Annotated in this window: 27 protein-coding genes and 2 pseudogenes; 18 read left to right on the forward strand and 11 right to left on the reverse strand. The window is 59.9% G+C overall.

Features of this window, described 5'->3' with window-relative positions:
• Positions 1–31 precede the first annotated feature (31 nt).
• Positions 32–748 carry an intradiol ring-cleavage dioxygenase gene (locus AC1RR7_RS17670; RefSeq protein ID WP_096818241.1) on the forward strand — a complete coding sequence of 239 codons (717 nt, stop codon included), beginning with the start codon at positions 32–34 and terminating at the stop codon, positions 746–748.
• Here the strand turns inward: AC1RR7_RS17670 and AC1RR7_RS17675 are convergent.
• Positions 745–1926, reverse strand: a complete 1182-nt coding sequence (locus AC1RR7_RS17675; RefSeq protein WP_493158066.1) for an aminotransferase class V-fold PLP-dependent enzyme — start codon at positions 1924–1926, stop codon at positions 745–747. The two genes, AC1RR7_RS17670 and AC1RR7_RS17675, sit on opposite strands and share 4 nt — an antisense overlap.
• Positions 1927–1950: 24 nt before the next feature.
• Entirely contained in the window at positions 1951–2187 is a 237-nt protein-coding gene (locus tag AC1RR7_RS17680) for a DUF3820 family protein (protein WP_003213031.1), read from the reverse strand.
• A 205-nt stretch (positions 2188–2392) separates the two neighbouring features.
• On the opposite strand from AC1RR7_RS17680, the gene AC1RR7_RS17685 reads away from it, so the two are divergent.
• Entirely contained in the window at positions 2393–2860 is a 468-nt protein-coding gene (locus AC1RR7_RS17685; RefSeq protein ID WP_096818237.1) for a PA2169 family four-helix-bundle protein, read from the forward strand.
• A 69-nt stretch (positions 2861–2929) separates the two neighbouring features.
• On the opposite strand, the gene AC1RR7_RS17690 is transcribed toward AC1RR7_RS17685, so the two are convergent.
• Both AC1RR7_RS17690 and AC1RR7_RS17695 read right to left on the reverse strand, forming a co-directional pair.
• On the reverse strand, positions 2930–3400 hold the full coding sequence (locus AC1RR7_RS17690) for a MaoC family dehydratase (protein WP_003227420.1): 471 nt from the start codon (positions 3398–3400) through the stop codon (positions 2930–2932).
• A gap of 42 nt (positions 3401–3442) precedes the next feature.
• Complete coding sequence (locus AC1RR7_RS17695; RefSeq protein WP_273539088.1) at positions 3443–4387, reverse strand: alpha/beta hydrolase; 945 nt, start codon at positions 4385–4387, stop codon at positions 3443–3445.
• 249 nt (positions 4388–4636) lie between these two features.
• Between AC1RR7_RS17695 and fadD2 the strand changes: the two genes are divergently transcribed.
• Together fadD2 and fadD1 are read left to right on the forward strand one after the other, a co-directional pair.
• The gene (gene fadD2 / locus AC1RR7_RS17700) at positions 4637–6325 is read left to right on the forward strand and encodes a long-chain-fatty-acid--CoA ligase FadD2 (RefSeq protein WP_493158067.1); all 1689 of its coding nucleotides are present in this window, start codon (positions 4637–4639) and stop codon (positions 6323–6325) included.
• Positions 6326–6676: 351 nt separating this feature from the next.
• On the forward strand, positions 6677–8374 hold the full coding sequence (gene fadD1 / locus AC1RR7_RS17705; protein WP_096818229.1) for a long-chain-fatty-acid--CoA ligase FadD1: 1698 nt from the start codon (positions 6677–6679) through the stop codon (positions 8372–8374).
• A gap of 48 nt (positions 8375–8422) precedes the next feature.
• Here fadD1 and AC1RR7_RS17710 read toward each other — a convergent pair whose 3' ends face one another.
• Positions 8423–8800 (reverse strand): hypothetical protein, encoded by a 378-nt coding sequence (locus AC1RR7_RS17710; RefSeq protein ID WP_007951149.1) that lies wholly within the window; start codon positions 8798–8800, stop codon positions 8423–8425.
• 198 nt (positions 8801–8998) lie between these two features.
• On the opposite strand from AC1RR7_RS17710, the gene AC1RR7_RS17715 reads away from it, so the two are divergent.
• The 3 genes from AC1RR7_RS17715 to def all read left to right on the forward strand — a co-directional run bounded on the left by AC1RR7_RS17715 (position 8999) and on the right by def (position 10860).
• Positions 8999–9190: a CsbD family protein gene (locus AC1RR7_RS17715; RefSeq protein WP_096818227.1), complete on the forward strand. Its 192-nt coding sequence runs from the start codon at positions 8999–9001 to the stop codon at positions 9188–9190.
• A 177-nt stretch (positions 9191–9367) separates the two neighbouring features.
• Positions 9368–10318, forward strand: a complete 951-nt coding sequence (locus tag AC1RR7_RS17720) for a YihY/virulence factor BrkB family protein (RefSeq protein WP_096818226.1) — start codon at positions 9368–9370, stop codon at positions 10316–10318.
• Between the two features lie 2 nt (positions 10319–10320).
• Positions 10321–10860 (forward strand): peptide deformylase, encoded by a 540-nt coding sequence (gene def, locus AC1RR7_RS17725; protein WP_096818225.1) that lies wholly within the window; start codon positions 10321–10323, stop codon positions 10858–10860.
• Here def and AC1RR7_RS17730 read toward each other — a convergent pair whose 3' ends face one another.
• Positions 10861–11280 (reverse strand): GNAT family N-acetyltransferase, encoded by a 420-nt coding sequence (locus AC1RR7_RS17730; RefSeq protein WP_493158068.1) that lies wholly within the window; start codon positions 11278–11280, stop codon positions 10861–10863.
• A 336-nt stretch (positions 11281–11616) separates the two neighbouring features.
• Here AC1RR7_RS17730 and AC1RR7_RS17735 point away from each other — a divergent pair, with 336 nt between their 5' ends.
• The 6 genes and pseudogenes from AC1RR7_RS17735 to AC1RR7_RS17760 all read left to right on the forward strand — a co-directional run.
• Positions 11617–12558, forward strand: coding sequence for a fatty acid desaturase (locus tag AC1RR7_RS17735; RefSeq protein WP_493065992.1), 942 nt, complete (start codon positions 11617–11619; stop codon positions 12556–12558).
• Between the two features lie 7 nt (positions 12559–12565).
• Entirely contained in the window at positions 12566–13357 is a 792-nt protein-coding gene (locus AC1RR7_RS17740; RefSeq protein WP_493158069.1) for a phosphate/phosphite/phosphonate ABC transporter substrate-binding protein, read from the forward strand.
• Between the two features lie 127 nt (positions 13358–13484).
• Complete coding sequence (locus AC1RR7_RS17745) at positions 13485–14030, forward strand: sigma-70 family RNA polymerase sigma factor (protein WP_102621301.1); 546 nt, start codon at positions 13485–13487, stop codon at positions 14028–14030.
• Positions 14027–15040, forward strand: a complete 1014-nt coding sequence (locus AC1RR7_RS17750; protein ID WP_096818220.1) for an ABC transporter substrate-binding protein — start codon at positions 14027–14029, stop codon at positions 15038–15040. Before AC1RR7_RS17745 ends, AC1RR7_RS17750 begins: the two co-directional genes overlap by 4 nt.
• Positions 15041–15557: 517 nt before the next feature.
• Positions 15558–16328: pseudogene (locus AC1RR7_RS17755) on the forward strand (PAS domain-containing protein); the annotation flags it as partial.
• Positions 16329–16448: 120 nt separating this feature from the next.
• Positions 16449–16877, forward strand: a pseudogene (locus AC1RR7_RS17760) (methyl-accepting chemotaxis protein); the annotation flags it as partial.
• Between the two features lie 57 nt (positions 16878–16934).
• Here the strand turns inward: AC1RR7_RS17760 and AC1RR7_RS17765 are convergent.
• From AC1RR7_RS17765 to AC1RR7_RS17775, 3 genes are all read right to left on the reverse strand, one after another.
• Positions 16935–17501, reverse strand: coding sequence for a hypothetical protein (locus AC1RR7_RS17765; RefSeq protein ID WP_493158070.1), 567 nt, complete (start codon positions 17499–17501; stop codon positions 16935–16937).
• Positions 17502–17653: 152 nt separating this feature from the next.
• Complete coding sequence (locus AC1RR7_RS17770) at positions 17654–19078, reverse strand: MFS transporter (RefSeq protein WP_493158071.1); 1425 nt, start codon at positions 19076–19078, stop codon at positions 17654–17656.
• Positions 19079–19203: 125 nt separating this feature from the next.
• Complete coding sequence (locus AC1RR7_RS17775; protein ID WP_102621304.1) at positions 19204–19644, reverse strand: PACE efflux transporter; 441 nt, start codon at positions 19642–19644, stop codon at positions 19204–19206.
• 121 nt (positions 19645–19765) lie between these two features.
• Between AC1RR7_RS17775 and AC1RR7_RS17780 the strand changes: the two genes are divergently transcribed.
• Positions 19766–20638, forward strand: a complete 873-nt coding sequence (locus AC1RR7_RS17780) for a LysR family transcriptional regulator (protein ID WP_273538057.1) — start codon at positions 19766–19768, stop codon at positions 20636–20638.
• A gap of 70 nt (positions 20639–20708) precedes the next feature.
• On the opposite strand, the gene gntR is transcribed toward AC1RR7_RS17780, so the two are convergent.
• Positions 20709–21740: an HTH-type transcriptional regulator GntR gene (gntR, locus tag AC1RR7_RS17785; RefSeq protein ID WP_096818207.1), complete on the reverse strand. Its 1032-nt coding sequence runs from the start codon at positions 21738–21740 to the stop codon at positions 20709–20711.
• A gap of 216 nt (positions 21741–21956) precedes the next feature.
• On the opposite strand from gntR, the gene AC1RR7_RS17790 reads away from it, so the two are divergent.
• On the forward strand, positions 21957–22490 hold the full coding sequence (locus AC1RR7_RS17790) for a gluconokinase (protein ID WP_102621306.1): 534 nt from the start codon (positions 21957–21959) through the stop codon (positions 22488–22490).
• A gap of 82 nt (positions 22491–22572) precedes the next feature.
• Positions 22573–23925, forward strand: a complete 1353-nt coding sequence (locus AC1RR7_RS17795) for a GntP family permease (protein WP_096818205.1) — start codon at positions 22573–22575, stop codon at positions 23923–23925.
• A 173-nt stretch (positions 23926–24098) separates the two neighbouring features.
• Here the strand turns inward: AC1RR7_RS17795 and alaC are convergent, their stop codons facing one another.
• The gene (gene alaC / locus AC1RR7_RS17800; protein ID WP_273541081.1) at positions 24099–25307 is read right to left on the reverse strand and encodes an alanine transaminase; all 1209 of its coding nucleotides are present in this window, start codon (positions 25305–25307) and stop codon (positions 24099–24101) included.
• 139 nt (positions 25308–25446) lie between these two features.
• Here alaC and AC1RR7_RS17805 point away from each other — a divergent pair, with 139 nt between their 5' ends.
• Positions 25447–26109, forward strand: coding sequence for a LysE family translocator (locus tag AC1RR7_RS17805; RefSeq protein WP_096818201.1), 663 nt, complete (start codon positions 25447–25449; stop codon positions 26107–26109).
• A 69-nt stretch (positions 26110–26178) separates the two neighbouring features.
• Complete coding sequence (locus AC1RR7_RS17810; protein ID WP_493158072.1) at positions 26179–26673, forward strand: GyrI-like domain-containing protein; 495 nt, start codon at positions 26179–26181, stop codon at positions 26671–26673.
• Positions 26674–26814 lie beyond the last annotated feature (141 nt).

Consider the following 26814-nt stretch of genomic DNA (forward strand, 5'->3'; position numbering starts at 1 on the left):
TGCGTTCATCTTATGGAAGAGAGAACGCGTCATGGATAACCAGCCTTCAGCGCCATCGGTTTATCAACTGGCCCCCGAGCAAGTCGCCGGGCCGTATTTTCGCAATCCCAAACTGCTGCGCCGCAACATCAGTGAAGGCGCTGAGGGCCTGCCCTTGCTGCTGCGCCTGACCATCGTCGATGCGATGACCGCCGAACCGGTCAGCGGTGCACTGGTGGATATCTGGCACTGCAACGCACGGGGCGCCTATTCCGGCTGGAGTCGGGTCAACCCGGACCAGGAAGTCGATGTCGAAGACATCGGTTCAATCCCGCGAACCGACGACGACACCTACCTGCGCGGCGGTCAGTTCAGCGATCACAAGGGCAGGGTGCGCTTCACCACAATCTATCCGGGGTTTTATGCCGGACGTGCCCTGCACATTCACGTGGCGGTGCGCATCGTCGCCGGCAACGAATACCTGGACGAGCGCAATGTGGCCTGGGTCGGACAGCTGTACTTCCCCGAGGTGGTTTCTCGCGGGGTGCTCAACGCCAAGGCGTATCGCGGGCGCGGCTCGGAGCCTGTGTGCAATGCCAACGATGTCTATTACGCCAACATGGGTGGGGAAGACTCGACCCTGACCGTGTGGCCGATCGGCCGCGACTCCCATGAGGACGGTTACTTCGGCCACCTCACGATCGGCATCGACACCTTTGCGGTGTCGTCGCAGATCAAGCCCGAGGACTTCGACAAGTACACGGTTTAACGCAGTTCATTCAGCGCCAGAACCAGCGACTGGATCTCCGCCGCCGTCGTGGTCAACGACGGCGTGATGCGGATGCACGGCCCGCAGGCTGCGCCGTTGCGCACGACGGTGAACAGGTTGTAGTCGTTGAGCAGGCGTTCGACCATCGCCTGCTGGTCGGCATGCCGGGTAAAACGCATCGAGGTGATGCCGCAATACAGACGTGGATCGTCCGGGGTCGTGACTTCGATGCCCGGCAGATTGCGCACGGCGCTGACCCACAGGTTGCGCAGGTAATTGACCCGTGCGCCCTTGGCCGCCGCGCCACCGAGTGAGCGGTGTTCCTCGAACACCAGCGGCAGGGTCATCAGCGCCGGAATGTTCGGCGTGCTGTGGGGTGTGCGCGAGCGGATGTCGTTGAGCGGGAAATGCATCTCGCCCATGTCCGGGTCGATGTCGGCCAGGCGTTGCGGGGCGATATACAGAAAGCCCAGGGTCAGCGGCGAGCCGATCCATTTGTGCAGGTTGTACCCGGCGAAGGCGATGCCCAGCGCTTCCAGATCGAACTCGATCTGGCCGAGGGCATGGGCGCCATCAAGGATGATATCGACGCCATGTTCCTTGGCCAGCGAGGCGATGGCCTGCACCGGCATCACCAGTCCGGTGCGGTGGGTGACGTGGGTCAGCGCCATCAGCTTGAGCTTCGGATAGCGAGTGAAGGCTTCGCGGTAGGTCGCCAGCAGGCTGTCGAAGCTGGCCGGGTGCGCGTGCTCGATCTCGATCACCTCGACCCCGCGATGGCGGGCCAGCCAACGCATGGCGCCCTTGACCGTGTCGTATTCCAGATCGCAGATCAGCACCTGATCGCCAGGTTCGAGACGGTTGTAGTTGCGGATCAGCGACTGCAGGCCAGCGGTGGCGTTCTGGGTGAAGGCGATGCTTTGCGCACGCACGCCGATCAACTCGGCCAGTTGCGCGCGGATGTCGAGGCTGTCGTGCTGTTCAAAGCGTTGGCGCACGTAGATCGAGTTGCTGTTGTTGATCAGCTCGATGTGGCGCTGATAGTCCTCGACCACGGTGCGCGACATGCGCCCGAAGTAGCCGTTTTCCAGGTTCACGGGGCCGGGGTGGCGGTCGTAACGGTCGGCGAAGGTTTGCCAGAAGGCTTCGTCTCGGGCGCGGCGGGTGTTATCGGGCATGGTCGACTCGGATCAGGATGCGCCTCAGTGGCGCGGGGCGGGTTTGCCATGTTTGGCGCGCAGCGGTTCAAGCAGCTCCGACAGGCCGTTGTGATCGATTTCCTGCATCAGCGCCAAAAGGCCGCCGAGTTCGCCGTGGGGGAAACCTTCCCGGGCGAACCAGTTCAGGTACGGGCCGGGGAGGTCGGCGATGATCCGTCCCTTGTATTTGCCGAAGGGCATTTCGCGGGTAATCAGCAGTTCGAGTTTTTCGGGATTCATTGCACGGATCGTCTGAGTTCAAAACAGTCTGGAAAATACAGGCATTCTGCATGCAGGCCAAATGACAGATCATGCAAATAACAGGCATACAGATTTCGTCTTTATGAGTAACTTGTTGAAAATAAAAGAATAAATTCAATAGAAAAAACTGGCACGGCCACTGCAACACTCCTTGCACCTTCCACCGAACGCAAGGAATTGAAAAATGACTGACCTCAATAAAGAAGCCATCTCCGTCCTCAACGATCTGATTGAAACCAGCAAGGACGGTCAGGAAGGGTTCAAGACCTGTGCAGAAGACATCAAACACCCTGAACTGAAAACCCTGTTCGTGAAACGCTCCGCCGACTGCGCTACGGCTGCCGCCGAATTGCAGGCGACCGTGCGTTCAATGGGTGGCGATCCGGAAACTTCCACCAGCGTCAGCGGCGATCTGCATCGTCGCTGGGTCGACGTCAAAGCCGTGTTTACCGGTAAGGACGAAGAAGCGGTGCTCAACGAAGCCGAGCGCGGTGAAGACCATGCCCTGAAGGCCTATCGTGAAGCGATCGAGAAGATCAACAAGCACAACCTGGTGGGCATCCGTGATCTGGTCGAACGCCAGTACCACGGCGTGCAACGCAATCACGATCAAGTGAAAGCCCTGCGTAACCAGGCTCGCGCACGCTCTTAAGCGTTCGGGGCCAAGAAAAAACGCCAGCTAGTCTGGCGTTTTTTTGTGTCCGGATTTAACCGAGATTGATCAGCCGATGCTGATCGCCGGCAAGGTCGGCAGGGTAACGGTCTGTTGTTTACGTGGAGCCAGAATCTCGGCTTCACCGTCCACGACCAATTCATCGCGCTGGTTGAATACGCGAGTGGCAATGCGCACGCGGAATTTCGGCAGTTTCTCGAGGATTTCCAGGCGTACGGTCAGGGTGTCGCCAATCTTTACCGGTTTCTGGAAGCTCATCTGCTGACCGATATAAATGGTGCCCGGCCCAGGCAGCTCGCACGCCACGGCCGCACTGATCAGCGCGCCGCTGAACATGCCGTGGGCGATGCGTTCCTTGAACATGCTGGCGGCGGCAAACTCGGCGTCCAGGTGCACCGGGTTGTGGTCGCCGGACATCGCGGCGAACAGCTGGATGTCGCGCTCTTCGACAGTCTTGCTGTAGCTGGCGGTCTGGCCGACTTCGAGGGCTTCGTAAGGGATGTTGGTAACCTGGGTCATCGGTCTTGATTCCTGTGACGGATTAAATGAATCCACAAAAAATTATTCGCTGCGGTGAGGGCGGCGATGGCTGAGCGCCTGGTCGATCCAGGCCAGCACATCGGCGGTCACTTCGTCGCGGTTGGTCTCGTTGAACAATTCGTGCCGCGCCTGCGGGTAGATCTTCAGTTGCAGGTTCTGGCTGCCGGCCGAGCGCAAGGCATTGGCCAGATCAGTCAGACGCTTGCCTTCGCTCACCGGATCACATTCGCCGCCAATCACCAGCAGCGGCAGGCCCGGGTCGATCTGGGCGAGATTGGACGCTTTGCTGATTTGCTGCAACCCGCCGAGCAGGTCGATCCACAACTGATTGGTGCAGCGAAAGCCGCACAGCGGATCGGTGGCGTACTTGTCGACTTCGGCCGGGTCGCGACTCAGCCAGTCAAACGCAGTGCGCACCGGTTTGAATTTATTGTTGAACGAGCCGAACGACAGCCACTCGATCAGCGCGCTGCGGCCCTTGGCGCCCTGGCGCAGCTTTTCGAACCGGGCGATCTGCCGGGCTGCGCGGTACAGCGCAACCGGCTGGAAATTCGAGCCGCTGAGAATCGCGCCGTGCAGGCTGGCGCTGTGATGCAGTAAATAAGCCTGCGCGATGTAGCTACCCATGCTGTGCCCGAGCAGCACGATCGGTACGTCGCTATGACGCTGGCCGATGTGCTGGTTGAGGCTGGCCAGGTCGCCGACCACCTTGCACCAGCCATCGTCGTCGGCGAAATGCCCGAGCGTCCCTTGATCGGCCGTTTTGCCATGGCCGCGTAAGTCGGGCGCGTATACACCGTAACCTTCGGTGCAGAACGACTCTGCCAGTCGCGCATAACGACCGCTGTGCTCGGCCATGCCGTGGGCCAGCAGAATCACCGCCTTCAGCGGCGCGTTCGGCAGCCACTGGTTGATGAAGAGGCGGCTGCGGTCACTCGCGTCCAGCCAGAAAGTGTCGTGGATCATGGCTATTCCTTTTGCTGCATGCTTTTGCTGCAGGGGCCAGCAGAGGTTGCATTGTATAGCGCGTCCGATCAGCTCACGCCACGGCTGGAAGATTCACACGATCAATGAGGACGTCGCCCATATTTGCCTGAATGACCATAGCTGCTAGTGTCCGTGAAGCCCCGCTTTTTGCTTTCGGCTTTTTCAAGGACAAGAGAAAAATGACAGCGAAGCGGCCCCGGATCGGCTCAGGTAAAGAGGACAAGAACAATGCAACCTGATTTCTGGAATGACAAACGCCCGGCGGGCGTACCCCTGGACATCGACGTGGGTGAATTCAAGTCGGTGATCGAGGTGTTCGAGCGTTCCTGCAAGAAATTCGCTGATCGCCCGGCGTTCAGCAACATGGGCGTGACCCTGACCTACGCCGAACTCGAGCGCTACAGCGCCGCGTTCGCCGGTTACCTGCAAGCCCACACCGATCTGGTGCCGGGGGATCGCATCGCGGTGCAGATGCCCAACGTCCTGCATTATCCGATTGCCGTGTTCGGCGCGCTGCGCGCCGGGCTGATCGTGGTCAACACCAACCCGCTGTACACCGCGCGGGAGATGCGTCACCAGTTCAAGGACTCCGGTGCCCGGGCGCTGGTGTACCTGAACATGTTCGGCCAGAAGGTCCAGGAAGTGCTGCCGGACACCGACATCCAGTACCTGATCGAAGCGAAGATGGGCGACCTGATGCCCACCGCCAAGGGCTGGCTGGTCAACACCGTGGTCAGCAAAGTGAAGAAAATGGTCCCGGCGTACTCGCTGCCCCAGGCGATTTCCTTCAAGAGCGCCTTGCGCATGGGCCGGGGCCTGGGTATCAAGCCGCTGAAGGTCGGCCTGGACGACATCGCCGTCCTGCAATACACCGGCGGCACCACCGGCCTGGCCAAGGGCGCGATGCTCACCCACGGCAATCTGGTGGCCAACATGCAGCAGGTGCGCGCCTGTCTCGGCCAGTTCGGCAGCGACGGCCAGCCGCTGCTGCGCGAAGGGCAGGAGGTGATGATCGCGCCGCTGCCGCTGTACCACATCTATGCCTTCACCGCGAATTGCATGTGCATGATGGTGTCGGGCAACCACAACGTGCTGATCACCAACCCGCGTGACATCGGCGGTTTCATCAAGGAGCTGAAGAACTGGAAGTTCTCGGCACTGCTGGGGCTCAACACGCTGTTCGTCGCGCTGATGGATCATCCGGACTTCAAGACCCTGGACTTCTCCACCCTCAAGCTCACCAACTCCGGCGGCACTGCGCTGGTCAAGGCCACCGCTGAACGCTGGGAGCAGATCACCGGTTGCCGCATCACCGAAGGTTACGGCCTGACTGAAACCTCGCCAGTAGCCTGCACCAACCCTTACGGCGATCTGTCACGAATCGGCACGGTAGGCCTGCCGGTGCCGGGCACCCGGTTGAAAGTCATCAATGACGACGGCGTCGAACAGCCTTTGGGCGAGCGCGGCGAACTGTGCATCAAGGGCCCGCAGATCATGAAGGGCTACTGGCAGAAACCCGAGGCCACCGCCGAGGTGCTGGATGCCGAGGGCTGGTTCAAGTCTGGTGACATCGCGGTGATCGATCCGGACGGTTTCGTGCGCATCGTTGACCGCAAGAAAGACATGATCATCGTCTCCGGTTTCAACGTGTACCCGAACGAAATCGAAGACGTGGTGATGGCCCACCCGAAAGTCGCCAACTGCGCGGTGATCGGTGTGCCGGACGAACGCTCCGGGGAAGCGGTGAAGCTGTTTGTGGTGGCGCGGGAAACCGGCGTGAGCCTGGAAGAACTGAAGGCCTACTGCAAAGAGAATTTCACCGCGTACAAGGTGCCCAAACACATCGTGCTGCGTGAGTCGTTGCCGATGACGCCTGTCGGGAAGATTCTGCGGCGTGAGTTGCGCGATATCGCCTGATCGCTGAATGACCGCGCCTGACGCATTCGCGTTGAGGCCTGAAGATCGCAGCCTCTGGTGGCTTCCTTGAAGCCGCTGAAGGCTGCGATCTTTTGCTTTTTGTCCCGGAATTCCGGGGCTTTTAGAGAGTTATAGGATTTTTGCTCTAAAATGACTGCCAGTAGTTCTTGAGTCATGAAAATGACTGTAGGGGCCGCTTTTGGCTCTAGTCGACCCTTGGCAAAGCTGCTACTCTCGGCGCGCTTTGTGACTTCTCGGCCTTGTAAAAAGCCAGACTCACCAATAAACAAACACCAATAATAATCGCATCAAATGCGGTGCTGAATTCGCGTTGCTGAGGAGTGGGCTTCCATGATCGAAGACTTTTGGAAGGATAAGTACCCCGCTGGAATTGCTGCCGACATCAATCCAGACGAGTACCCGAATATTCAGGCAGTGTTGAAGCAATCCTGCCAACGCTTCGCCGACAAACCGGCGTTCAGCAACCTGGGCAAGACCATCACCTACGGTGAACTGTACGAATTGTCCGGTGCGTTTGCCGCTTATCTGCAACAGCATACCGATTTGCAGCCCGGTGATCGAATCGCCGTGCAACTGCCCAACGTGTTGCAGTACCCGGTCGCCGTCTTCGGTGCCATCCGTGCCGGGCTGATCGTGGTCAACACCAACCCGCTGTACACCGCGCGGGAAATGGAACACCAGTTCAATGACTCCGGTGCCAAGGCGCTGGTGTGCCTGGCCAACATGGCGCACCTGGCCGAAGCCGTGGTGCCGAAAACCGGCGTCAAACACGTCATCGTCACCGAAGTCGCCGACCTGCTGCCGCCGATCAAGCGTCTGCTGATCAACAGCGTCATCAAGTACGTGAAGAAAATGGTGCCGGCCTATCACCTGCCAAAAGCCGTCAAGTTCAACGACGTGCTGAGCAAGGGCCAGGGTCAACCGGTCGCCGAAGCCAACCCGGACAGCGGCGATGTCGCGGTGCTGCAATACACCGGCGGCACCACCGGCGTGGCCAAGGGCGCGATGCTCACCCATCGCAACCTCGTCGCCAACATGTTGCAGTGCAAGGCGCTGATGGGCTCCAACCTCAATGAAGGTTGCGAGATCCTGATCACCCCGCTGCCGCTGTACCACATCTATGCGTTCACCTTTCATTGCATGGCGATGATGCTGATCGGCAACCACAACATCCTGATCAGCAACCCGCGCGACCTGCCGGCGATGGTCAAGGAACTGTCGAAGTGGAAGTTCAGCGGTTTCGTCGGCCTCAATACGCTGTTCGTGGCCCTGTGCAACAACGAAGGTTTCCGCAAGCTGGATTTCTCGGCGCTGAAAGTCACCCTGTCCGGTGGCATGGCGTTGCAACTGGCCGCCGCCGAGCGCTGGAAAGCGGTCACCGGTTGCCCGATCTGCGAAGGTTACGGCATGACCGAAACCAGCCCGGTGGCTACGGTCAACCCGATCCAGAACATCCAGATCGGCACCATCGGCATTCCAGTGCCGTCGACCCTGTGCAAAGTCATCGACGATGCCGGCGTCGAGCAGCCGCTGGGTGAAATCGGCGAGCTGTGCGTCAAGGGCCCGCAAGTGATGAAGGGCTACTGGCAGCGTCAGGAAGCCACCGACGAGATGCTCGACAGCGAAGGCTGGCTGAAGACCGGTGACATCGCGCTGATCCAGCCGGACGGTTACATGCGCATTGTCGATCGCAAGAAAGACATGATCCTGGTCTCCGGTTTCAACGTGTACCCGAACGAACTGGAAGACGTGCTGGCGACCCTGCCGGGCGTGTTGCAGTGCGCGGCCATCGGTATTCCGGACGAGAAGTCGGGCGAGGCGATCAAGATCTTTATCGTCGCCAAGCCAGGCGTCACGCTGACCAAGGAAACGGTGATGGAGCACATGCGCGCCAACGTCACCGGCTACAAGGTGCCGCGTTCGGTGGAATTCCGCGATGCGCTGCCGACCACCAATGTCGGCAAGATCCTGCGTCGCGAGTTGCGCGACGAAGAGCTGAAGAAGATCAAGGCGAAGAACGCCGCATAAAATAAAAAGCCCCGCAGATGCGGGGCTTTTTGTTGGTGCAGGAATCGCTTACTGACGGAACGGTGCGAAGTTTACGTTGGTGCCTGCCGGGCGCATGTCCTGCAGGTACGAGTCCTTGTCGGCGCTCAGTTCCAGGCTCAGGGCTGCCTTGCGCTTGCCTTCGTTGCGGATCACCAGGCCTTCGAGCTTCTCGCGCAGAAACACGGTCGGCACTTTCAGGTGCAGCAGTTCGTCGGTGGCCGGGGTGTGCATCAACAGGTGAATCCACTCGTACTGACCGATGGCCAGACGCGACACCGGCAGATCGAACCACCAGATGTTGCGGTTGCGGTTCAGTTCGGCGAAGTGGCAGTTGTTGGTGCCGAGCACGGCACCGCCCAGTTCCTGGTTGCGACGGGCGATGGCCTGCTTTTTATCGAGTTTCATAACATTCCTGCGGGATCGGTTCTGTGGCGCCTGGCGCCCTTATGGTGGGCATTCTCGGGGCAATGCTCGCAAACATAAAGCGCAACCTGCACGCCGCGACGAAATGAAGCCCTGAAAATAAATGAAACTTGGCGCAAACCGGGCCAGTCAATCGTTACGTACTGACTTTTCCCCTTCAATGCACCAAGGAGAAACACCATGAGTAGCACAGGCGATAAAGTAAAAGGCATGGCCAACGAAGCGGTCGGCAACGTCAAGCAGGGCATCGGTAAAGCCACCGACAACACCAAACTGCAAGTCGAAGGCAAACTGCAAGAGAAGAAAGGCGAGGCCCAGCAAGCGGTGGGCAAAGCCAAGGACGCGATCAAGAAAGGCGTCGACAAGGCTTGATCCAGCCTTGAACGAAACAACAAAGCGGCCATCCAAGGATGGCCGTTTTCGTGTCCCGTTCACATACAGTCACGGATCACAGTGTTTCAAAGTCGCCAAGTAAGCTACTTTGATGAGAGAAAAACGGCCCCTGAGTCGCCACGACTTCAACCTGTTTTGCGGCGAAAGGAGACGCGAATGATTTTCCCCGACATGAAAGGCCTGCCCCTGCACCGGGTCATCGTGCGCACCGTCACCGAGTTCATGGATGACGAGATGTCGACTTATGCCTCGGCACTGGCCTACCAGATGCTGTTCTCGCTGTTCCCGTTCATTCTGTTCCTGATTGCCCTGATCGGTTTCCTGCACCTGCCGGACTTCTTCTCCTGGCTGCGCCTGCAATCGGAGCTGGTGTTGCCGCCCCAGGCGCTGGAGCAGGTGAACCCGGTGATCGACCAGTTGCAGCAATCCAAGGGTGGTCTGCTGTCCGTGGGTATCGTCGTCGCCCTGTACACCGCGTCCGCCGGTGTGCGCCTGATGATGAGCGCGATGAACGCGGCCTACGACGTGGTCGAGGGCCGGCCGATCTGGAAGCGCTTCCCGCTGTCGATCATCTACACCGTCGGCATTGCCGGCATGCTGCTGGCCGCTGCCGCGCTGATGGTGCTCGGGCCGCAGGTGATGGGCTGGATCGCCGGGCAGGTCGGGCTGGAAGACTTCATCGTCACCGTATGGACCATCGCCCGCTGGCCGGTGATCGTGATCCTGATGATGGTGGCTGTCGCGTTGATCTACTACGTGATGCCCGACGTCAAACAGGAATTCCGTTTCATCACCCCGGGCTCGGTGCTGGCGGTGGTGGTGTGGATCATCGCGTCTCTGGGGTTCGCGTTTTACGTCAAGACGTTCGCCAACTACAACGCCATGTATGGCAGCATCGGTGCGATCATCGTGCTGTTGCTGTATTTCTACATTTCCGCTGCCGTGCTGTTGCTGGGCGCGGAGATGAATGCCGTGATCGAACACATGTCCAGCGAGGGCAAGGACCCGGGCGAGAAAGTCCCCGGCGAACTCGATGAACATCCCAAACAACACGTTTCCGGACTTGGGCGCGATCATTCGCTCAACCCGAACACAGACGAAGCCTGATCATGATCCGTGAAATCCTGAAGATGGGCGATGAACGCCTGCTGCGCATTGCCCCGCCGGTGCCCGCCGAGATGCTCGACAGCCCTGAGCTGTGGCAACTGATCGACGACATGTTCCAGACCATGGAAAGCGTCGGCGGTGTCGGCCTGGCCGCGCCGCAGATCGGCGTCGACCTGCAACTGGTGATCTTCGGCTTCGAGCACAGCGAACGTTACCCGGACGCCGAAGCGGTGCCGCAGACGATCCTGATCAACCCGCTGATCACGCCGTTGAGTCCCTTGATGGAAGAGGGCTTCGAAGGCTGCCTGTCGGTGCCCGGCCTGCGGGGCGCGGTAGATCGTTATCAGCAGATCCGCTACGAAGGTGTCGATCCCAAGGGGCAGCCGATCGTGCGCGTGGCCTCGGGGTTCCATGCACGGGTGGTGCAGCACGAGTGCGATCACCTGATCGGGCGGTTGTACCCGTCGCGCATTACCGATTTCAGCAAGTTCGGTTACACCGAAGTGATGTTCCCGGATCTCGACCCCAACGCCGACGACTGACTAGTCCGCGCGCGGCGCAAGCTCCATGGCAATCATCGGCTTGCTCCGTGCATAACGGCTCAAGCGCTCGGCCATCGCCTGGGGCAGGGCGGGGTCGAAAGTGAAGCCGCGCCGTTCGTAGAAACCGCGCAGATCCGGGTGGCAGAACAGCCACACCGGCGCCTCGACGTCCTTCACCGCTTCGGCAATCAATTGCGCGGCAATACCCTGTTCGCGGCAGGTCGGGTCGACGAACAATCCGGTTAGCCAATGCCCGCCTGATACCGGCCGCAGACACAACGCAGCAACAATCTCCTCCCGCCGCGCCACCCACAATTGCGCCTCGCGCACCGCTTTCATCGACGATTGATGTTGGCGGTAGAACTTGTTCATCAAGGGCCAGGACAGGTCGTCGAGCTGGCTGTAACGGATGTCGGTCATGAATCGGACTACCGGTGCAAAAGCCGCGGATTATAAAACAACGTGCTCGCCGGGATAGGTGTATACCTGATCTCACATCCCCTCTGAGTGGAGTACGCATCATGTCCAAAGGTATGGATTCGAAGAAAGCCGCGAAGAAGAAACCGGCCAAGACCGCCATCGAGAAACGCCACGAGAAAAGGGCGAAAAAAGTCGACATCTTCGGTCATTGATCACCTCCTTCAGGAGCCTGGTTCCCAGGCTCCTGTCTCGCCCGTAAAAACCTCGCAAAAATAATCTGCAAGATTTTCCGCTGGTGTTGCACAGAACGATCAGACCCTCGTTCCGAGCCACGCCATGCCCCATTATTTCGACGATGCCCATCGCCAACAGATCGAAGCCCTGCGCCAACGCTTCACCGCCCGCACCGACTGGCCGACCTGGTTGTTGCTGATCGGCGTGTATGCCGGTTGGTTCGCGATTGTGTTGGGCAGCGAATGGCTGGGCCTCTGGTGGAGCACGCTGCTGCTGATTCCGTTGCTGGTGCTGTGGCTGTCGGTGCAGCACGAGTTGCTTCACGGGCATCCGACGCGCTGGACTTCGGTGAACAAAGTCCTCGGCTACGCGCCGTTTGCGGTGTGGTATCCATACACGCTCTATCGCGACAGCCATTTGCAGCACCATCGCGATGAGGACCTGACGATCCCCGGCGTCGACCCCGAAAGCCGTTACCTGAGCGCCGAGCGCTGGCAGGGCAGTTCGCTGTTCGAACGCAGCCTGCACTGGCTGAACAAGACCGTGCTCGGCCGATTCATTCTTGGCGCACCGCTGGCGTTGCTGGCGCTGGCCAATGAACAACTGCAACGCCTGAAAAACGGCGAGCGCCAGGCCTGGCTGATGTGGCTGACCCACGGAACCCTGACCTTGCTGATGCTGTTTTTCATCGCCCGCTACAGCGTATTGCCGGTGGGGCATTACCTGTTTTTGATCAGCGTGCCGGCGCTGTCGATTGCGATGGTTCGCTCCTACTATGAACACCGGCCACACGCACAACCGGAACAGCGCACGGTGCTCAACGAAGCTGGATGGCCGTGGCGCTGGTTGTTCCTGAACCTGAATTTCCATCTGGTGCACCACGATTTGCCGAAGCTGGCGTGGTACGACTTGCCCAAGGCCTATCGCATGCGTCGGGAGCAATGGGTGGCGCGCAGCGGTGGATTTCTGGTGCAAGGTTATGGGCAACTGTGGCGTCGGCACGGCATCAAACCGATCGACAGTCCGCAGCATCCGTTCATTTGAGGCCACCATGACGTCAGGTTACGCAGAGCTGTTGATGTACATCGCCCCCGAGCCGATCCGCGCGGCGAACGAACAGTGGCTGGCGCGGATTCTCGATCACCTGGGCCGCTCGCGACTCAAGGCCGAAGGCTTGTCGCTGCCCGACCTCTGGCTGTCGCCGCAGTTGCTGCTGACCCAGACCTGCGGCTATCCGCTGATGACCGCGCTGCGTGGCCAGGTCCGGATTGTCGGCCGTCCGCGCTACGAATTGCCGGATGCCACTGCCGGCAATCATTGCAGTCTGATTCTTGCCCGCGCCAATGATCCGCGCCGCAGTCTGGCGGAGTTCTTCGACAGTCGCGGGGTGATCAACAGCGAGGACTCCAACAGCGGCATGAACCTGTTGCGCCAGCGTCTGGCGCCGTTGCAGCGGGACGGTCGATTTTTCGCTTCGGTCGGCCTCAGTGGCGGCCATCGCGAAAGCCTGCGCTGGTTGCGCGAAGACCTTGCGGATCTGGCGGCCATCGACAGCGTGACCTTTGCCTACCTGGCGCAGCACGCCGCCGAAGAGGTCAATGGCTTGCGGGTGGTGGCGCGCAGTGCGTTCAGCCCGACCTTGCCTTTCATCACCGTTGCCAGTGCTTCGGACACGCAGATCGAACAGCTGCGCCGGGCGATGAACCGCAGCCTTCAAGACTTGCCCGACGTCGCCCGCATCCTCGGCCTGCCCGAAATCCTGCCTGCCAGCGAAAGCGATTACCTCGTCCTGCTGGATTATCAGCGCGAGGCCGAAGAACTGGGTTATGGCCGCTTGCGTTAGCGGTTTCGACTAATTCATTAATGGAATATAAAAATTCTTTTTAAGTATTTTTAACGCATAAGGCACCTTGCTAGGATCGCGCCACCGGACGACCGGACATTCAGCGACCCTTGACCAAGGAGCCCCCATGTCCGGCGCCGACTCATCCCATCGCAATCATGTGAATACGTTGTTTCGCGACCATTACCAGTGGTTGTGCACACGTCTGCGCCGGCAATCGAATGATGCAGCCAGCGCCGAAGACATCGCCGCCGAAACCTTCGCGCAACTGCTCGAAGCACCGGGCCTGACCGCCATCCGCGAACCCCGCGCGTTGCTCACCACCATCGCCCAGCGGCTGCTGTATGAGCGCTGGCGGCGGGGCGATCTGGAGCGTCGGCATCTGCATCAACTGCAACAGAGTGACCTCGATCACGCGCCGTCTCCCGAAGATCTGGCAGATCTGTCGCAGAGCCTCAAGCATCTGGACCGAACGCTCCAGCGCCTGCCGGGCAAGGTGCGCTCGACCTTTCTGCTGGCGCGCATCGACGGCCTGACCTACCCGCAAATCGCTGCCGAACTGGGCATCTCCCAGCGTTCGGTGAGCATGTACATGACCCGTTCCCAGGCCCTGTGCAATCGCCACAGCGCCAACCAAACCCTGATTTCCTCCCAGAACAAGAGGTCCGCATGAGATCGATCAAAACCCTGCTCGGCAGTTCGCTGCTGGCCCTGACCCTGACTGCCGGCCACGCCGTGGCAGCGGAAAAAACCGCGCCGATCCACTTCGGCGACATCACCTGGGAAAGCGGCAGTTTCATCACCGAAGTGCTGCGCCTGATCGTCGAAAAAGGCTACGGCTACCCGACTGACACGCTGCCGGGCAGCACCGTCAGCCTCGAAGCGGCGCTGGCAAAAAACGACATTCAAGTGATCGGTGAGGAATGGGCCGGGCGCAGTCCGGCGTGGGTCAAGGCTGCCGCCGAGGGCAAGGTGTTCGGGCTCGGCGACACGGTGAAGGGCGCCACCGAAGGCTGGTGGGTGCCGGAGTACGTGATCAAGGGCGACCCCGAGCGCGGGATCAAACCGCTGGCGCCGGAGCTGAAATCCGTGGCCGACCTGCCGCGCTACAAGGATGTGTTCAAGGACCCGGAAGACCCGAGTCGCGGGCGTTTCCTCAACAGCCCGACCGGCTGGACCTCGGAAATCGTCAACAGCCAGAAGCTCAAGGCCTATGCGCTGAACGACAGCTTCGTCAACTTCCGCACCGGTTCCGGCGCGGCGCTGGATGCCGAGGTGGCGTCGTCGATCAAGCGTGGCAAACCGGTGCTGTTCTACTACTGGTCGCCGACACCGTTGCTCGGTCGTTTCAAACTGGTGAAGCTGGAAGAGCCGCCGTTCGACGCCGAAGCCTGGAAAACCCTGGCCGACGCCAACAACCCCCATCCGAAAGGCACCCGCTCGATGCCGGCAAGCCTGGCGATTGGCGTGTCTGCACCGTTCAAGGCGCAGTATCCGGAACTGGTGACGTTCTTTGAAAAGGTCGATTTGCCGATCGATCTGCTGAACCAGACCCTGGCCGGGATGAGCGAGAAACGTCAGCAGCCACGTCAGGTCGCCGAAGCCTTCCTGCGCGATCAACCGCAAGTCTGGAAGTCGTGGGTGCCGGGTGAAGTGGCAAATAAAGTCAGTGGGAGTCTGTAGTACTTTTCCGATAATTGTGTCGTTTCAAAAGTTGCCATTGCGAGTCTGTCGCAATGGCAACAAACATCCCGCCCGCTGAACCGATTCTTGTCCGTTTTTTGTCCAAACTCCCCGTGGTACTGGCCGACTAGTGGCCTTGCGCAAGGCTTTGCTCTGTCTATGCTCACACGTAACTAACTATGTCGACCGCCATCCAATGCGCCTCGACGGCAATCGGTTAGTCATGAACAAAGCTGCCAGAGTGCGCAATCCAAGGCACCGACACTGAACCGACAAGGAGCATGTTTTTAAATGGAAGTTCTTCTGCACGTTAGGAATGGCCCGCCCGCGGGCTATCAAGAGAAGGATGTCTTGATTAGAGCGTCGCTGCATGGACTCTTTGATTAATCATCGTTGATCACCTGACAACTTCCTCCTGTGGAGGAATGCGTGTGCCTGTTCTGTGGAACGTAGTGGTGGATTCTGAAAGACCTGAACTTTCATCAAATCAAAAGACCGCGCGGAAGGTGATAGAGACATGTTCAACCTACATCACAAGGCTGACCTGCAGGAAATCGAACGCTTCAGTTGTGCCCTGACTGAAGCCAACGCCAAGTTGGAGGCGATCAGCCGTTCGATGGCGATGATCGAATTCACCCCCGAGGGCATCGTTCTGGATGCCAATGAGAACTTCTGCAAGACCATGGGCTACAGCGCCGAGGAAGTGCGTGGCAAACATCACCGGGTCTTTTGCGAAGAGGCGTTTTACCGCAGCGAGGAATACGCCAAGTTGTGGCGTGATCTGGCCCGTGGTGAACCGCTCAGCGGGACTTTCCTGCGTTTGAACAAGCGCGGTCAGGAGATCTGGCTCGAGGCCAGTTACATGCCGGTGTATGGCCCGGACAAACAAGTCAGAAGCGTGATCAAAGTGGCGTCGGACATCACGGCGCGCGTGAACAAGGAAAAAGAAGAGGAGAGCATGCTCGCCGCCATCAGCCGTTCGATGGCCGTGATCGAATTCACCCCGGAAGGCAATGTGATCTCGGCCAACGACAACTTCCTCAAGACTATGCAGTATTCGCTCAACGAAATTGTCGGCCATCATCACAGCCTGTTCTGTCATCGCGCCGAAGCCGAATCCGCGCAATACAAAGCGTTCTGGGCCTCGCTCAATCGCGGCGAATATCACTCGCACCGCTTCGAACGCAAGAACAAGTCCGGGCAGACCGTTTACCTCGAAGCCTCGTATAACCCGTTGTTCGATGCCAAGGGCCGGTTGTACAAAGTGGTGAAGTTCGCCAGCGACATCACCCACCAGATGACCACCTTGCAGACCGCTGCGGAATCGGCCCACAGCACCTCGGTACAAAACGACGCCTGCGCGCAAAAAGGCTCACAGGTCGTGCAGCAAACGGTGCAGATCATTCAGGACATTTCCCGCGACCTCAACGAAGCGGCGCTGAGCATCGATGCGGTGAGCAAGCAGTCGGACATCATCGGCACCATCGTCCAGACCATTCGCGGGATTGCCGACCAGACCAACCTGCTGGCACTCAACGCGGCCATCGAAGCGGCGCGGGCGGGTGAGCACGGACGCGGTTTTGCGGTGGTGGCGGATGAAGTGCGCAGCCTCGCGGCGCGGACCAGTCAGGCGACCCTGGAGATCGTCGATGTGGTGCGCAAGAACCATGAGTTGTCACTGAGTGCGGTGTCGAGCATGCAGTCGAGCCTGAGCCGCACCGGGCTCGGGGTGGAACTGGCGAACGAGGCGGGCGACGCGATCCGGGAGATTCAGCAGGGCTCGCGGCATGTGGTGGATGCGATCAGCCAGTTCAACGAGACGTTGCAGTTGAACTGACGGTTTACGGCTGAAAAAAAAGGATCCCTTGGGATCCTTTTTTCATTGCGCTGCGAGTCAGAGCGAAGCGAGGAACTTGTCTGCCGACTGGTCGCTGATCTTGACCGAGTTGGCGTCTTGTTTGTTCTGCTTTTCGGCTTCGGCCAGTTTCATCTTGTCCTGCAGGCGATCGGCGATCTCTTTGCCGATGGCCAGTTGTTTCTCTGGCGGCATGGCTTTGATGTCGTCTTCGGTCAAACCCATTTCCTTGAGGATGCTGTCGCGCAGACGCTGTTCCGGCGACTTGCTCATGTAGTCCTTGAACTCGTCGGTGGCGGAAGTGCCGGTGGCCTTGGTCTGCGAAGCGTCAGAAGTCTGCAGGCCGACGCGGGTTTTGGCGAACGCTTCATCGACGTTGTCGCTGATGCGCGTGGCTTCGCTGACTTGCTGGGTGGCGAGTTGCGTGGCCGAGCTTTGAATCTGGTTGGTGGCGTCAGTGGTTTGCCCCTGCGCCTGGTTTTGCAGCGATTGCAGCATCGCGCCGTGGAGCCCGCCTTGCAGACCGGCAGCCGCCGAAGCGGTGGCGTCTTCGGTGATGCGCTTGGGCAGATGAATCAAATTCGCCTGTTTCGAACTAACCAACATGATGAAGGACCTTGTGGTAATTGCTGTCGGCGGTAAAACAGCAATTACCGTGCCGTCAGAATAAGTCTCATGAATTCAGCAGATTAAGGAATTTACGGTTTTCCGAAGCGGTCATCCTTTGCCGTCCGGCGGCAGAAGATGACCGTTGCCCGTCAGCGATGAGCGATGTTTTCCAGCGCCAGGTTGCGGGTGCGGGGGCCGAAATAGCCGATGGTCAGCATCACGATCAACATGCTGACGACAATGAACGCCAGTACGCCCGGCGTGCCGAAGTGGTCGAGGAACAGACCGATCAACAGGCTGCTGAACACCGTCGACAAACGACTGAACGAGTAACAGAACCCCACCGCCCGGGCGCGGATGTTGGTCGGGAACAGTTCGCTCTGATAGGAGTGATAACTGAAGCTCAGCCAGGCGTTGCAGAAGGTGATCATCACCCCGCAGAAAATCAGGCCGAAAGCGCTGGTCTGCAACGCGAACAAGGTGCCGAAGGTCATGGCGCCCAAGGCTGAGCCGACGATCTGCCACTTGTTCTCGAAGCGGTTGGCGAATTTGACGAACAGCAACGGCCCGAGCGGGTAGGCGAGGGTGATGATGAACGCGTACATCAGGCTGTGAGTGACGCTGACGCCCTGACCGGAAAGCAGCGCCGGCAACCAGTTGCCGAAACCGAAGAAGCCGATGGCCTGGAAGATGTGAAAGACGATCAGCATCAGTGCGCGGCGCCGGTACGGTGGTTGCCAGATGTCGGCGAAACGGCCCTTGCCTTCGACATCTACCGCTACCGCTTCCGGTGCGTCCAGTGGTTGGCGGTGATCCTTCTCGCAGCGCGCTTCGATGTCATCGAGAATCCGGTTCGCCTCATCGAAGCGGCCATGCTGGGCCAGCCAGCGCGGCGACTCTGGCAGCCGTTTGCGCAGCCACCAGATGAACAGCGCAAACACCGCACTGGCCAGCACCACCCAACGCCAGCCGGACACCCCGAACGGCGCCTGCGGCACCAGCCACCAGGACATCAGCGCCACCGCCGGCACCGACAGGAACTGCACGAAAAACGCGAAGGCGAACGCCGAACTGCGCATGCGTTTGGGCACCAGTTCCGAGAGGTAGGCGTCGATGGTCACCAACTCAATGCCGAGGCCGATGCCCACCAGAAAACGCATGCAGATGATCCCCAGCGCCGAACTCTGCACGCCCATCAGCACCGTGGCCACGGTGTACCAGACCAGCGCGAAGGTGAAGATCGCCCGCCGTCCGAAACGATCCGCCAGCGGACTGAGCAGACTGGCGCCGAGAAACAGACCGAGGAACGTCGCCGAGGCGAACGCGGCTTGATCGGAGAACCCGAACACGCCCTGATTGCCGGTGGCGAAGATGCCGTCGCGGATCAGGCCGGGGCTGATATAGGCGGTCTGGAACAGGTCATAGAGTTCGAAGAAACCACCGATCGACAACAGCGCCACCAGCCGCCAGATCGTGGCGACCGCCGGAAGACGGTCGATGCGGGCGGAAACCTGTGCGGCGCGTATCGGGTCGATGCCATCGCTTTGCGCGGCGGCGGGGGCGTGTGCAGTCATGGGCCGATCCATTTTTTTATGATGGAAAAGCTTAGCCTGCTATCGGAAATTAAGGATTGTTTATATCGGCGGTTGGCATGGGAAAACCGCCGATTTCTTGCAATATCCGCTTACCAATTAGCGATTCATGCTGCGGGCACGGGATCCGGCAGCGCCGAGGCCGGCAAACCGAACACCTTATCGAACAGCCAGTTGAAGGCGAAGGTGTAGCAAGGGATGAACACGATCAGCGCCAGATCCAGCAGGAAGGCCTGCACCAGGCTGATGTTCATCCACCAGGCGATCAGCGGAATCAGGAACACGATCAGCGTCAATTGAAAGCCGACCGCGTGGGCGATACGGCGTTTGACTGTGCGGGTGCGCGACACCTGACGGCTTTCCCAGTGCTCGAACAGCGAGGTGTAGATGAAGTTCCAGGTCACGGCGATGGTGGTGATGATCACCGCCAGCGGGCCGGTGCTGCCGGGCGAGGTGCCGGACAACAGGGCCAGGCCGAGGGCCGAGAAGGTCATGCCGATCACTTCATAGAGCGACACGTAGACCAGTTTGCGTTTGGCGCCTTGCATGGGGAATTGCCTCTTTCTTGCGACTGGTGGCCAGCGGGGCTGGCGAAGGCGACGAAAGATAGCTTCAATGGTGATGACAGAAAAAGTCAGTAGCTTTCAGTTTTATTGATAGGTAGATGATGTGAATTTCAACAGCGAAAGCATCGAACTGTTTCTCGCAGTGATTGAGCGCGGCTCGTTTTCCGCCGCAGCCAGGGCATTGGGCAAAGTCCCGTCGGCGGTGAGCATGGCCATCGGCAATCTGGAGGCCGAACTCGGCTACCCGCTGTTTGATCGCAGTCACCGCGAACCGCAACCCACGGCGATGGCGCTGTCGCTGGTGCCCCATGCGCGACTGATCGCCGATCAGCTCAAGCAATTGCAGGTGCATGCGGTGCAGTTGTCGCTGGGGCTGGAGAGCAAGTTGTCGATCGGCGTGGCGGCGGATATCGATCGTCGACGGTTGTTGGCGGCCATCAAGGTGATCAGCGAGCGTCATCCGTTGCTCGACATCGAAGTACTGAGCGCGCCGCAGGATGACGTGCTGGCGATGCTTCACAGTGGCCGGGTCAGCGTGTGCCTGGCGTTCGCCGGGTTGAGCGTGAACGTGCTGGAGCGCTTTCAGTTTGTCGGCAGTGAACGGATGATCGCCACGCTGGCGGCGGACAGTCCGCTGTTGCAGGGGCAGGATCTGTTTCTCGAAGATCTGGTGCATGTGCGGCAGATCGTCGTCGGCAGTCGCGACTTGCCGATCAGCGAAACCCGGCCGCTGGTGGCCGAATCCCACTGGCGCACCGACAGCCTGGAGACGGCGCTGGAGATGGTAGAGGCGGGGTTGGGCTGGGGCAATTTCCCGTTGTCGGTGGTGCAGCCGTGGCTCGATTCGGGGCGATTGAAACGGCTGAACTTCCGCAACATCGAGAACGGTCTGGTGCTGCCGGTGCACGCGGTGTGGCTCAAGAGCCAGCCGTTGCAGAAGGGCGCGGCGGCATTGGTTGAAATACTCGGCCGGTGATCGTTCCCACGCTCTGCGTGGGAACGCAGCCCGGGATGCTCCGCGTCCCTTCCAGAGCCGAACGCGGAGGTCAGGTGCTTTCGCGGATTTTCAGTTCGAAGCCCATGTCCTCGACCGGTCGCGCCACGCTGTTGCCGGCCATCAGGGTCAGCATCTGTTCCGCCGCACGCCGGCCGATGGCCTCACGCGGGGTGTTGATGCTGCTCAGGCGCGGCACCATATGCTCGGACATCGGCAGGTCGTTGAAGCCGAGGATCGCCACTTGCTCGGGGATCTTGATCCCGTTGCGCAGGGCCTCGAGCAGGGCGCCCTGAGCCAGGTCGTCGTTGCCGAAGAAGATCGCATCGACGTCCGGATGCGCCGCCAGCAGTTGCAGGAACAACTCGCCACCCAGGCCCACGGACGAAGAACGCGGGGTCAGCACTTCCAGATCCGGGTCGTAGCGACCGGCCTTCTGCAACGCTTTGCGAAAACCTTCACCGCGCAGCAGGGTGCGCTGATCGAGCTGCGCGCCGATGTACGCCAGACGCTTGCGGCCACGGGACAGCAAATGTTCGGCGGCGGTTTCCCCGGCGCTGAGCTGGGAGAAGCCGACGCAGTTCACTCCGGCGGCGCTGTCCAGTTCCATCATGTACACGCAGGGAATGTTGCTGGCTTCGATCATCCGCCGCGATGTTTCGGTGCGGTCGAAACCGGTCAGCAGCAAACCCCGTGGCTGATAAGCCATGTAGTTGCGCAGCAGGTTTTCTTCTTCATCGCGGGAATAGTGGAAGTTGCCGATCAGCACTTCGAAGCCTTTGGGCGTGAGCACCCGATGAATGGCTTCCAGGGTGTCGATGAACAACAGGTTGGCCAAAGAAGGCACCAGGACCACCACTGAATGGCTCTGGGCCGAGGCCAGGGCGCGGGCGGCGGGGTTGACCACGTAGTTGAGTTCCAGCGCGGCTTTTTGCACTTTTTCCACCAGTTCGGTGGCGACGGTGCTGACCCCGCGCAAGGCGCGAGAAGCTGTAATCGGACTGACGCCAGCCAGCCGGGCGACTTCATTGAGGGTGGGACGGCCGGTGGTGCGGGTGTTTTTATCGTTTTTAGGGGTGGTCATCGGGCGGCTTGCCAAACAAAAATCAAGGCACTAAGGTAGCGCTGTCCTTATGCAGCTGCAAATGCGTAAGCGAGGTCCTGCCTGATCCTCGCTTTTTGGCGTTGGGACCCAACCTGCTGCAACCCAAAAAAACGACAAGAAGGCGTCGGCAATTTCTGCCTGTGCACTAGAGTCATAGTTAGCAAAGGTAGCGCTGTCTGCGCGCTGAGGTGTTTCATGAATCATCCCATCACCGCCCTGGTCATCATGGGCGTTGCCGGTTGCGGCAAGACGTGCGTCAGCGAGGCCCTGTGCCAATTGAGCGGCGCCACTGCCATTGAAGGCGATACTTTCCATCCGGCCGCGAACATCGAAAAGATGAGCGCGGGGATCCCCCTGAACGACGAAGACCGTGCCGGCTGGCTCGACAGCCTGTGCGATGAACTGCGCCGCGTCGATGCCCTGGGCGAACGCCCGGTGCTGACCTGCTCGGCCCTCAAGCACATTTACCGCGAACGTCTGCGCAGCGCCTTGCCGGGCCTGGGCTTCGTGTTCCTCGAATTGACGCCTGAAGTTGCCGCCGAACGTGTGTCCCACCGTCCGGGCCACTTCATGCCGGCCACCTTGATCGAAAGCCAGTTCGCCACCCTCGAATCGCCCAAGGGCGAGCCGTTGACCCTGGCCCTGAATGCTTCGATCCACAGCGTTGAAGAACTGGCGTCGCAAGCCCACGTCTGGTGGCAGGCCCATGGCCTGAAACAGGCGATATGAGTGTGATTGCGAAGATAGCGCTGTCCTTTCGACTTCTGATTAACCCGCTTTAATAACAACAACAAACCAGGAGACACCCCCAATGTTTGGCATGTCCCATGACGCCTACCTGCTGCTTGATGCAGTGGTCACGGTGATCGGGCTTATCGTCCTGATCACCAAGTTCAAGCTCCATCCCTTCATTGCCCTGACCATCGCCGCCGCGTTCCTCGGCCTGACGTCCGGCATGCCGATCGGCACCATCATCAAGGCGTTCCAGGACGGCTTCGGTGGCGTGCTCGGTTTCGTCGGCATCATCCTCGCGCTGGGCACCATGCTCGGCAAAATGATGGCTGAATCCGGTGGTGCCGATCAGATCGCCCAGACCCTGATTCGCGCGTTCGGCAAAGAGCGCGTGCAGTGGGCAATGATGTTCGCCGCGTTCCTGGTGGGCATTCCGCTGTTCTTTGAAATCGGCTTCGTGCTGCTGATTCCGCTGGTGTTCATCGTTGCCCGCCGCACCGGTGTGTCGATCATCAAGATCGGTATCCCGCTGCTAGCCGGCCTGTCCGCCGTGCACGGTCTGGTGCCACCGCACCCGGGCCCGCTGCTGGCCATTGGCGTGTTCGGTGCCGACATCGGCAAGACCATTCTCTACGGTCTGATCGTCGCGCTGCCGACCGCCATCATTGCCGGTCCGATCTTCGGTACGTTCATCGCCAAGCACATTCCGGGTCATCCGAATCAGGAGCTGGTCGATCAACTGGCCCGTGAAACCGATTCGGCCAAGCTGCCAAGCTTCGGCATCACCCTGGTCACCGTGCTGCTGCCGGTGTTCCTGATGCTGCTGAAAACCTTCGCCGACGTGGCGCTGCCGGACGGTCATTTCTTCCGCACCTGGATGGACATGATCGGTCACCCGATCTCGGCGCTGTTGCTTGCCTTGCTGCTGTCGCTGTACACCTTCGGCGCCAAGCAGGGCATCGGTTCTCAGCAGATGCTCAAATGGCTCGACGCCAGTCTGGCGCCAACCGCCGCGATCATCCTGATCATCGGTGCCGGTGGTGGCTTCAAGCAGATGCTGGTGACCAGCGGTGTGGGCGACGTGATCGGCCACATGGCGGTCAGCGCGCAGATCTCGCCGATCCTGCTGGCGTGGCTGGTGGCGGCGGTGATCCGCATCGCGACCGGTTCGGCCACCGTGGCGACCATCACTGGCGCGGGCATCGTGGTGCCGGTAGTGGGGATGATCCCGGGTGTGAACCGTGAGCTGCTGGTGCTAGCCACCGGTGCCGGTTCCTTGATCCTGTCCCACGTCAACGACGCCGGTTTCTGGCTGGTGAAGCAGTACTTCAACATGACCGTGGCGGAAACCTTCAAGACCTGGACCGCGATGGAAACCATCCTGTCGGTGGTTGCGCTGGGCTTTATCCTGCTGCTGTCGCTGTTCGTTTAACCTCGAACGCCAGACACAAAAAAACCGCAGCGATGCGGTTTTTTTGTGCCTGGATCGTTCCCACGCTCTGCGTGGGAATGCAGCCCGGGACGCTCTGCGTCCCAAAGCGGACGCAGAGCGTCCATTGAGGCATTCCCACGCGGAGCGTGGGAACGATCAGGTTGCGGAGGCTGTTACTTGGTGCCCAGGCCATCCGCCCGGAACATCCCGCGAATCCCGCGTACCGCTTGACGAATCCGGTCCTGGTTCTCGATCAGCGCGAAACGCACGTGATCGTCGCCGTACTCACCAAAGCCGACACCCGGCGAGACGCAGACCTTGGCCTCGGCCAGCAGCTTCTTGGCGAATTCCAGCGAGCCGAGGTGCGCGTAGGCGTCGGGAATCTTCGCCCAGACGTACATCGAGGCTTTCGGATTTTCGACCATCCAGCCCAGTTCATGCAGGCCCTTGACCAGCACGTTGCGGCGCTGGCGATACTGCTCGGCGATGTCGCGCACGCACTGTTGATCGCCTTCCAGCGCGGCAATCGCAGCGACCTGCAGCGGGGTGAAGGTGCCGTAGTCATGGTAGCTCTTGATCCGCGCCAGGGCGTTGACCAGTTCCGGGTTGCCGACCATGAAACCGATGCGCCAGCCCGCCATGTTGTAGCTCTTGGACAGGGTAAAAAACTCCACCGCGATGTCCTTGGCGCCCGGCACCTGCATGATCGACGGGGCTTTCCAGCCGTCGTAGACGATGTCGGCGTAGGCCAGGTCGTGCACCACCAGCACGTCGTACTGTTTGGCGAGGGCGATCACCCGTTCGAAGAAATCCAGTTCCACGCACTGTGCGGTCGGGTTGGACGGGAAGCCGAGGATCATCATCTTCGGTTTCGGGATCGAGCCACGAATCGCCCGTTCCAGCTCGTCGAAGAAGTCCACGCCCGGCACCAGCGGCACCGACCGCACCTGGGCGCCGGCAATCACGGCACCGTAGATGTGAATCGGGTAGCTCGGGTTCGGCACCAGCACGGTGTCGCCCTGATCCAGGGTCGCCAGCATCAGGTGCGCCAGGCCTTCCTTGGAACCGATGGTGACGATGGCTTCGCTTTCCGGGTCGATATCGACCTCGTAGCGTTCCTTGTACCAGTTGGAAATCGCCCGGCGCAGGCGCGGAATGCCCTTGGACGTGGAGTAACCGTGGGTGTCTTCGCGTTGTGCAACCTGCACCAGTTTTTCAACGATGTGAGGCGGCGTGGCGCCGTCGGGGTTGCCCATGCTCAAGTCGATGATGTCTTCGCCACGACGTCGGGCGGCCATCTTCAGCTCGGCAGTGATGTTGAAAACGTAAGGGGGGAGTCGATCTATGCGCGCAAAGCGGCGCGGCGAACCTTGTTCAGCCATTGTTGCCTCGGATAACGTAAGCGCCCGGAACCGTCCGAGCGACGCTGGTCACTGCGGTGACCTGTGGCGGAAGATAAGGGCAGCGATGGCAGACTGTCCAGCGTGCACGACAACAATTTTTTCCCAAGGAAAACGGTTAATGGAATTCACCAGCGGCTTCTTGCTGAGCCTTTCGCTGTGCCTGGACATCGGCGTGGCCAACATCGCGATGATCACCCTGGCCATGCAGCGCGGCTATTTTCAGGGCTTCGCGCTGGGCCTCGGCACCTGCGTCGGCGACTTGATCTACGCCGTTCTTGCCCTGGCCGGAATGACCGTTCTGCTGCAATACGAAACCGTGCGCTGGGTGTTGTGGATCGGCGGTTCGGCGCTGTTGATCTACTTCGCGGCGAAGATGATCTATTCGGCGATCCACCACGAAGCGCTGCTGGCGGAGACGGCGGAGGTCGGCCAGAACTCCCATCGCAAGGAATTCTTCCGTGGGATTTTTCTCGCCATGTCGTCGCCGAGCGCCATCCTGTGGTTCGCGGCCGTGGGCGGCACGTTGATCGCCCGTTCCGGTGGCGGCGGTCCGCTCAGTTCGGCGCTGTTCCTCGGCGGCTTCCTGTGTGCCGGGCTGTTGTGGTCGGCGGGTCTGTGCTTTGCGGCGAGCCATGGCGGCAAACTGCTGGGTGACAAACTGCTGCGCTATTCCTACATGGCATCGGCGGCGATCTTCTGCTATTTCGCGGTCTACGTGATCGTATCCGGTTATAACGAGTTCGTCGGGTCCGGTGCCGTCGAGGCCCTGCACACGCTGTAAATGTGCGAATCGGGTTTGGCTTCTATACTCCCAGCCGAACCCACTTTTTTCGTTCCAAGGAGTCGAGTCATGGATGAGCAAAAACGCGTCGAAGTGGCTGAACCTCGCTTCGAACATGGACACTTCCTGCTGATTGCAGGTTTTCGCGATCGTTTCACCAAAGAGACCGTCCAGGACATCCCCGCGCTGTGGGAGAAACTGATCCCGCACATCGGAAATGTTCCGGGTCAGAAGGGCGAAGTGACCTACGGCGTTTGCAGCAATTTCGACGGCAACGGCGGTTTCGATTACATGGCCGGGGTCGAAATCCGCAAGCTGGATGACTTCCCGCAGGAAAAGTATCCGTGGATCGAAATCCTCCCGCGCCAGTACGCAGTGTTCGAACACAAGGGTTCGCTGGATCTTTTGCCGCAAACCATTGAGTACATCTACAAAACCTGGCTGCCGGCCTCCGAATACAAGGGCCTCAACGCCCCGGAGCTGGAACGCTACAGCGCCGATTTCAATCCGAAAACCAATACCGGCAAGCTGGAAATCTGCGTCCCGGTGGAAAAGAAAACCTGATGAACGACCGGCAGCGCGAACCCGCTTCGCGCTGCCGATCAAGCCTTACTTGCCCTTGATCCGTCGTGCCCGCAACAGGTCGATGCCCAGGGTGATGAAGCCGAAAAAGCTGATACCCAACACCATCAACAAACCGATTTC

Source organism: Pseudomonas sp. GW821-FHT11G12 (assembly GCF_058808055.1).

What these genes read in the sequence shown, in the direction of transcription:
- AC1RR7_RS17730 (WP_493158068.1), bottom strand. Translation starts at nt 11,280, where the DNA reads ATGACCGACATCCGTTACAGCCAGCTCGACGACCTGTCCTGGCCCTTG.
- AC1RR7_RS17685 (WP_096818237.1), top strand. Translation starts at nt 2,393, where the DNA reads ATGACTGACCTCAATAAAGAAGCCATCTCCGTCCTCAACGATCTGATT.
- fadD2 (WP_493158067.1), top strand. Translation starts at nt 4,637, where the DNA reads ATGCAACCTGATTTCTGGAATGACAAACGCCCGGCGGGCGTACCCCTG.
- AC1RR7_RS17735 (WP_493065992.1), top strand. Translation starts at nt 11,617, where the DNA reads ATGCCCCATTATTTCGACGATGCCCATCGCCAACAGATCGAAGCCCTG.
- AC1RR7_RS17715 (WP_096818227.1), top strand. Translation starts at nt 8,999, where the DNA reads ATGAGTAGCACAGGCGATAAAGTAAAAGGCATGGCCAACGAAGCGGTC.
- AC1RR7_RS17690 (WP_003227420.1), bottom strand. Translation starts at nt 3,400, where the DNA reads ATGACCCAGGTTACCAACATCCCTTACGAAGCCCTCGAAGTCGGCCAG.
- gntR (WP_096818207.1), bottom strand. Translation starts at nt 21,740, where the DNA reads ATGACCACCCCTAAAAACGATAAAAACACCCGCACCACCGGCCGTCCC.
- def (WP_096818225.1), top strand. Translation starts at nt 10,321, where the DNA reads ATGATCCGTGAAATCCTGAAGATGGGCGATGAACGCCTGCTGCGCATT.
- AC1RR7_RS17710 (WP_007951149.1), bottom strand. Translation starts at nt 8,800, where the DNA reads ATGAAACTCGATAAAAAGCAGGCCATCGCCCGTCGCAACCAGGAACTG.
- AC1RR7_RS17720 (WP_096818226.1), top strand. Translation starts at nt 9,368, where the DNA reads ATGATTTTCCCCGACATGAAAGGCCTGCCCCTGCACCGGGTCATCGTG.
- AC1RR7_RS17790 (WP_102621306.1), top strand. Translation starts at nt 21,957, where the DNA reads ATGAATCATCCCATCACCGCCCTGGTCATCATGGGCGTTGCCGGTTGC.
- AC1RR7_RS17745 (WP_102621301.1), top strand. Translation starts at nt 13,485, where the DNA reads ATGTCCGGCGCCGACTCATCCCATCGCAATCATGTGAATACGTTGTTT.
- AC1RR7_RS17695 (WP_273539088.1), bottom strand. Translation starts at nt 4,387, where the DNA reads ATGATCCACGACACTTTCTGGCTGGACGCGAGTGACCGCAGCCGCCTC.
- AC1RR7_RS17765 (WP_493158070.1), bottom strand. Translation starts at nt 17,501, where the DNA reads ATGTTGGTTAGTTCGAAACAGGCGAATTTGATTCATCTGCCCAAGCGC.
- AC1RR7_RS17805 (WP_096818201.1), top strand. Translation starts at nt 25,447, where the DNA reads ATGGAATTCACCAGCGGCTTCTTGCTGAGCCTTTCGCTGTGCCTGGAC.
- AC1RR7_RS17680 (WP_003213031.1), bottom strand. Translation starts at nt 2,187, where the DNA reads ATGAATCCCGAAAAACTCGAACTGCTGATTACCCGCGAAATGCCCTTC.
- alaC (WP_273541081.1), bottom strand. Translation starts at nt 25,307, where the DNA reads ATGGCTGAACAAGGTTCGCCGCGCCGCTTTGCGCGCATAGATCGACTC.
- fadD1 (WP_096818229.1), top strand. Translation starts at nt 6,677, where the DNA reads ATGATCGAAGACTTTTGGAAGGATAAGTACCCCGCTGGAATTGCTGCC.
- AC1RR7_RS17770 (WP_493158071.1), bottom strand. Translation starts at nt 19,078, where the DNA reads ATGACTGCACACGCCCCCGCCGCCGCGCAAAGCGATGGCATCGACCCG.
- AC1RR7_RS17740 (WP_493158069.1), top strand. Translation starts at nt 12,566, where the DNA reads ATGACGTCAGGTTACGCAGAGCTGTTGATGTACATCGCCCCCGAGCCG.
- AC1RR7_RS17795 (WP_096818205.1), top strand. Translation starts at nt 22,573, where the DNA reads ATGTTTGGCATGTCCCATGACGCCTACCTGCTGCTTGATGCAGTGGTC.
- AC1RR7_RS17750 (WP_096818220.1), top strand. Translation starts at nt 14,027, where the DNA reads ATGAGATCGATCAAAACCCTGCTCGGCAGTTCGCTGCTGGCCCTGACC.
- AC1RR7_RS17810 (WP_493158072.1), top strand. Translation starts at nt 26,179, where the DNA reads ATGGATGAGCAAAAACGCGTCGAAGTGGCTGAACCTCGCTTCGAACAT.
- AC1RR7_RS17670 (WP_096818241.1), top strand. Translation starts at nt 32, where the DNA reads ATGGATAACCAGCCTTCAGCGCCATCGGTTTATCAACTGGCCCCCGAG.
- AC1RR7_RS17675 (WP_493158066.1), bottom strand. Translation starts at nt 1,926, where the DNA reads ATGCCCGATAACACCCGCCGCGCCCGAGACGAAGCCTTCTGGCAAACC.
- AC1RR7_RS17775 (WP_102621304.1), bottom strand. Translation starts at nt 19,644, where the DNA reads ATGCAAGGCGCCAAACGCAAACTGGTCTACGTGTCGCTCTATGAAGTG.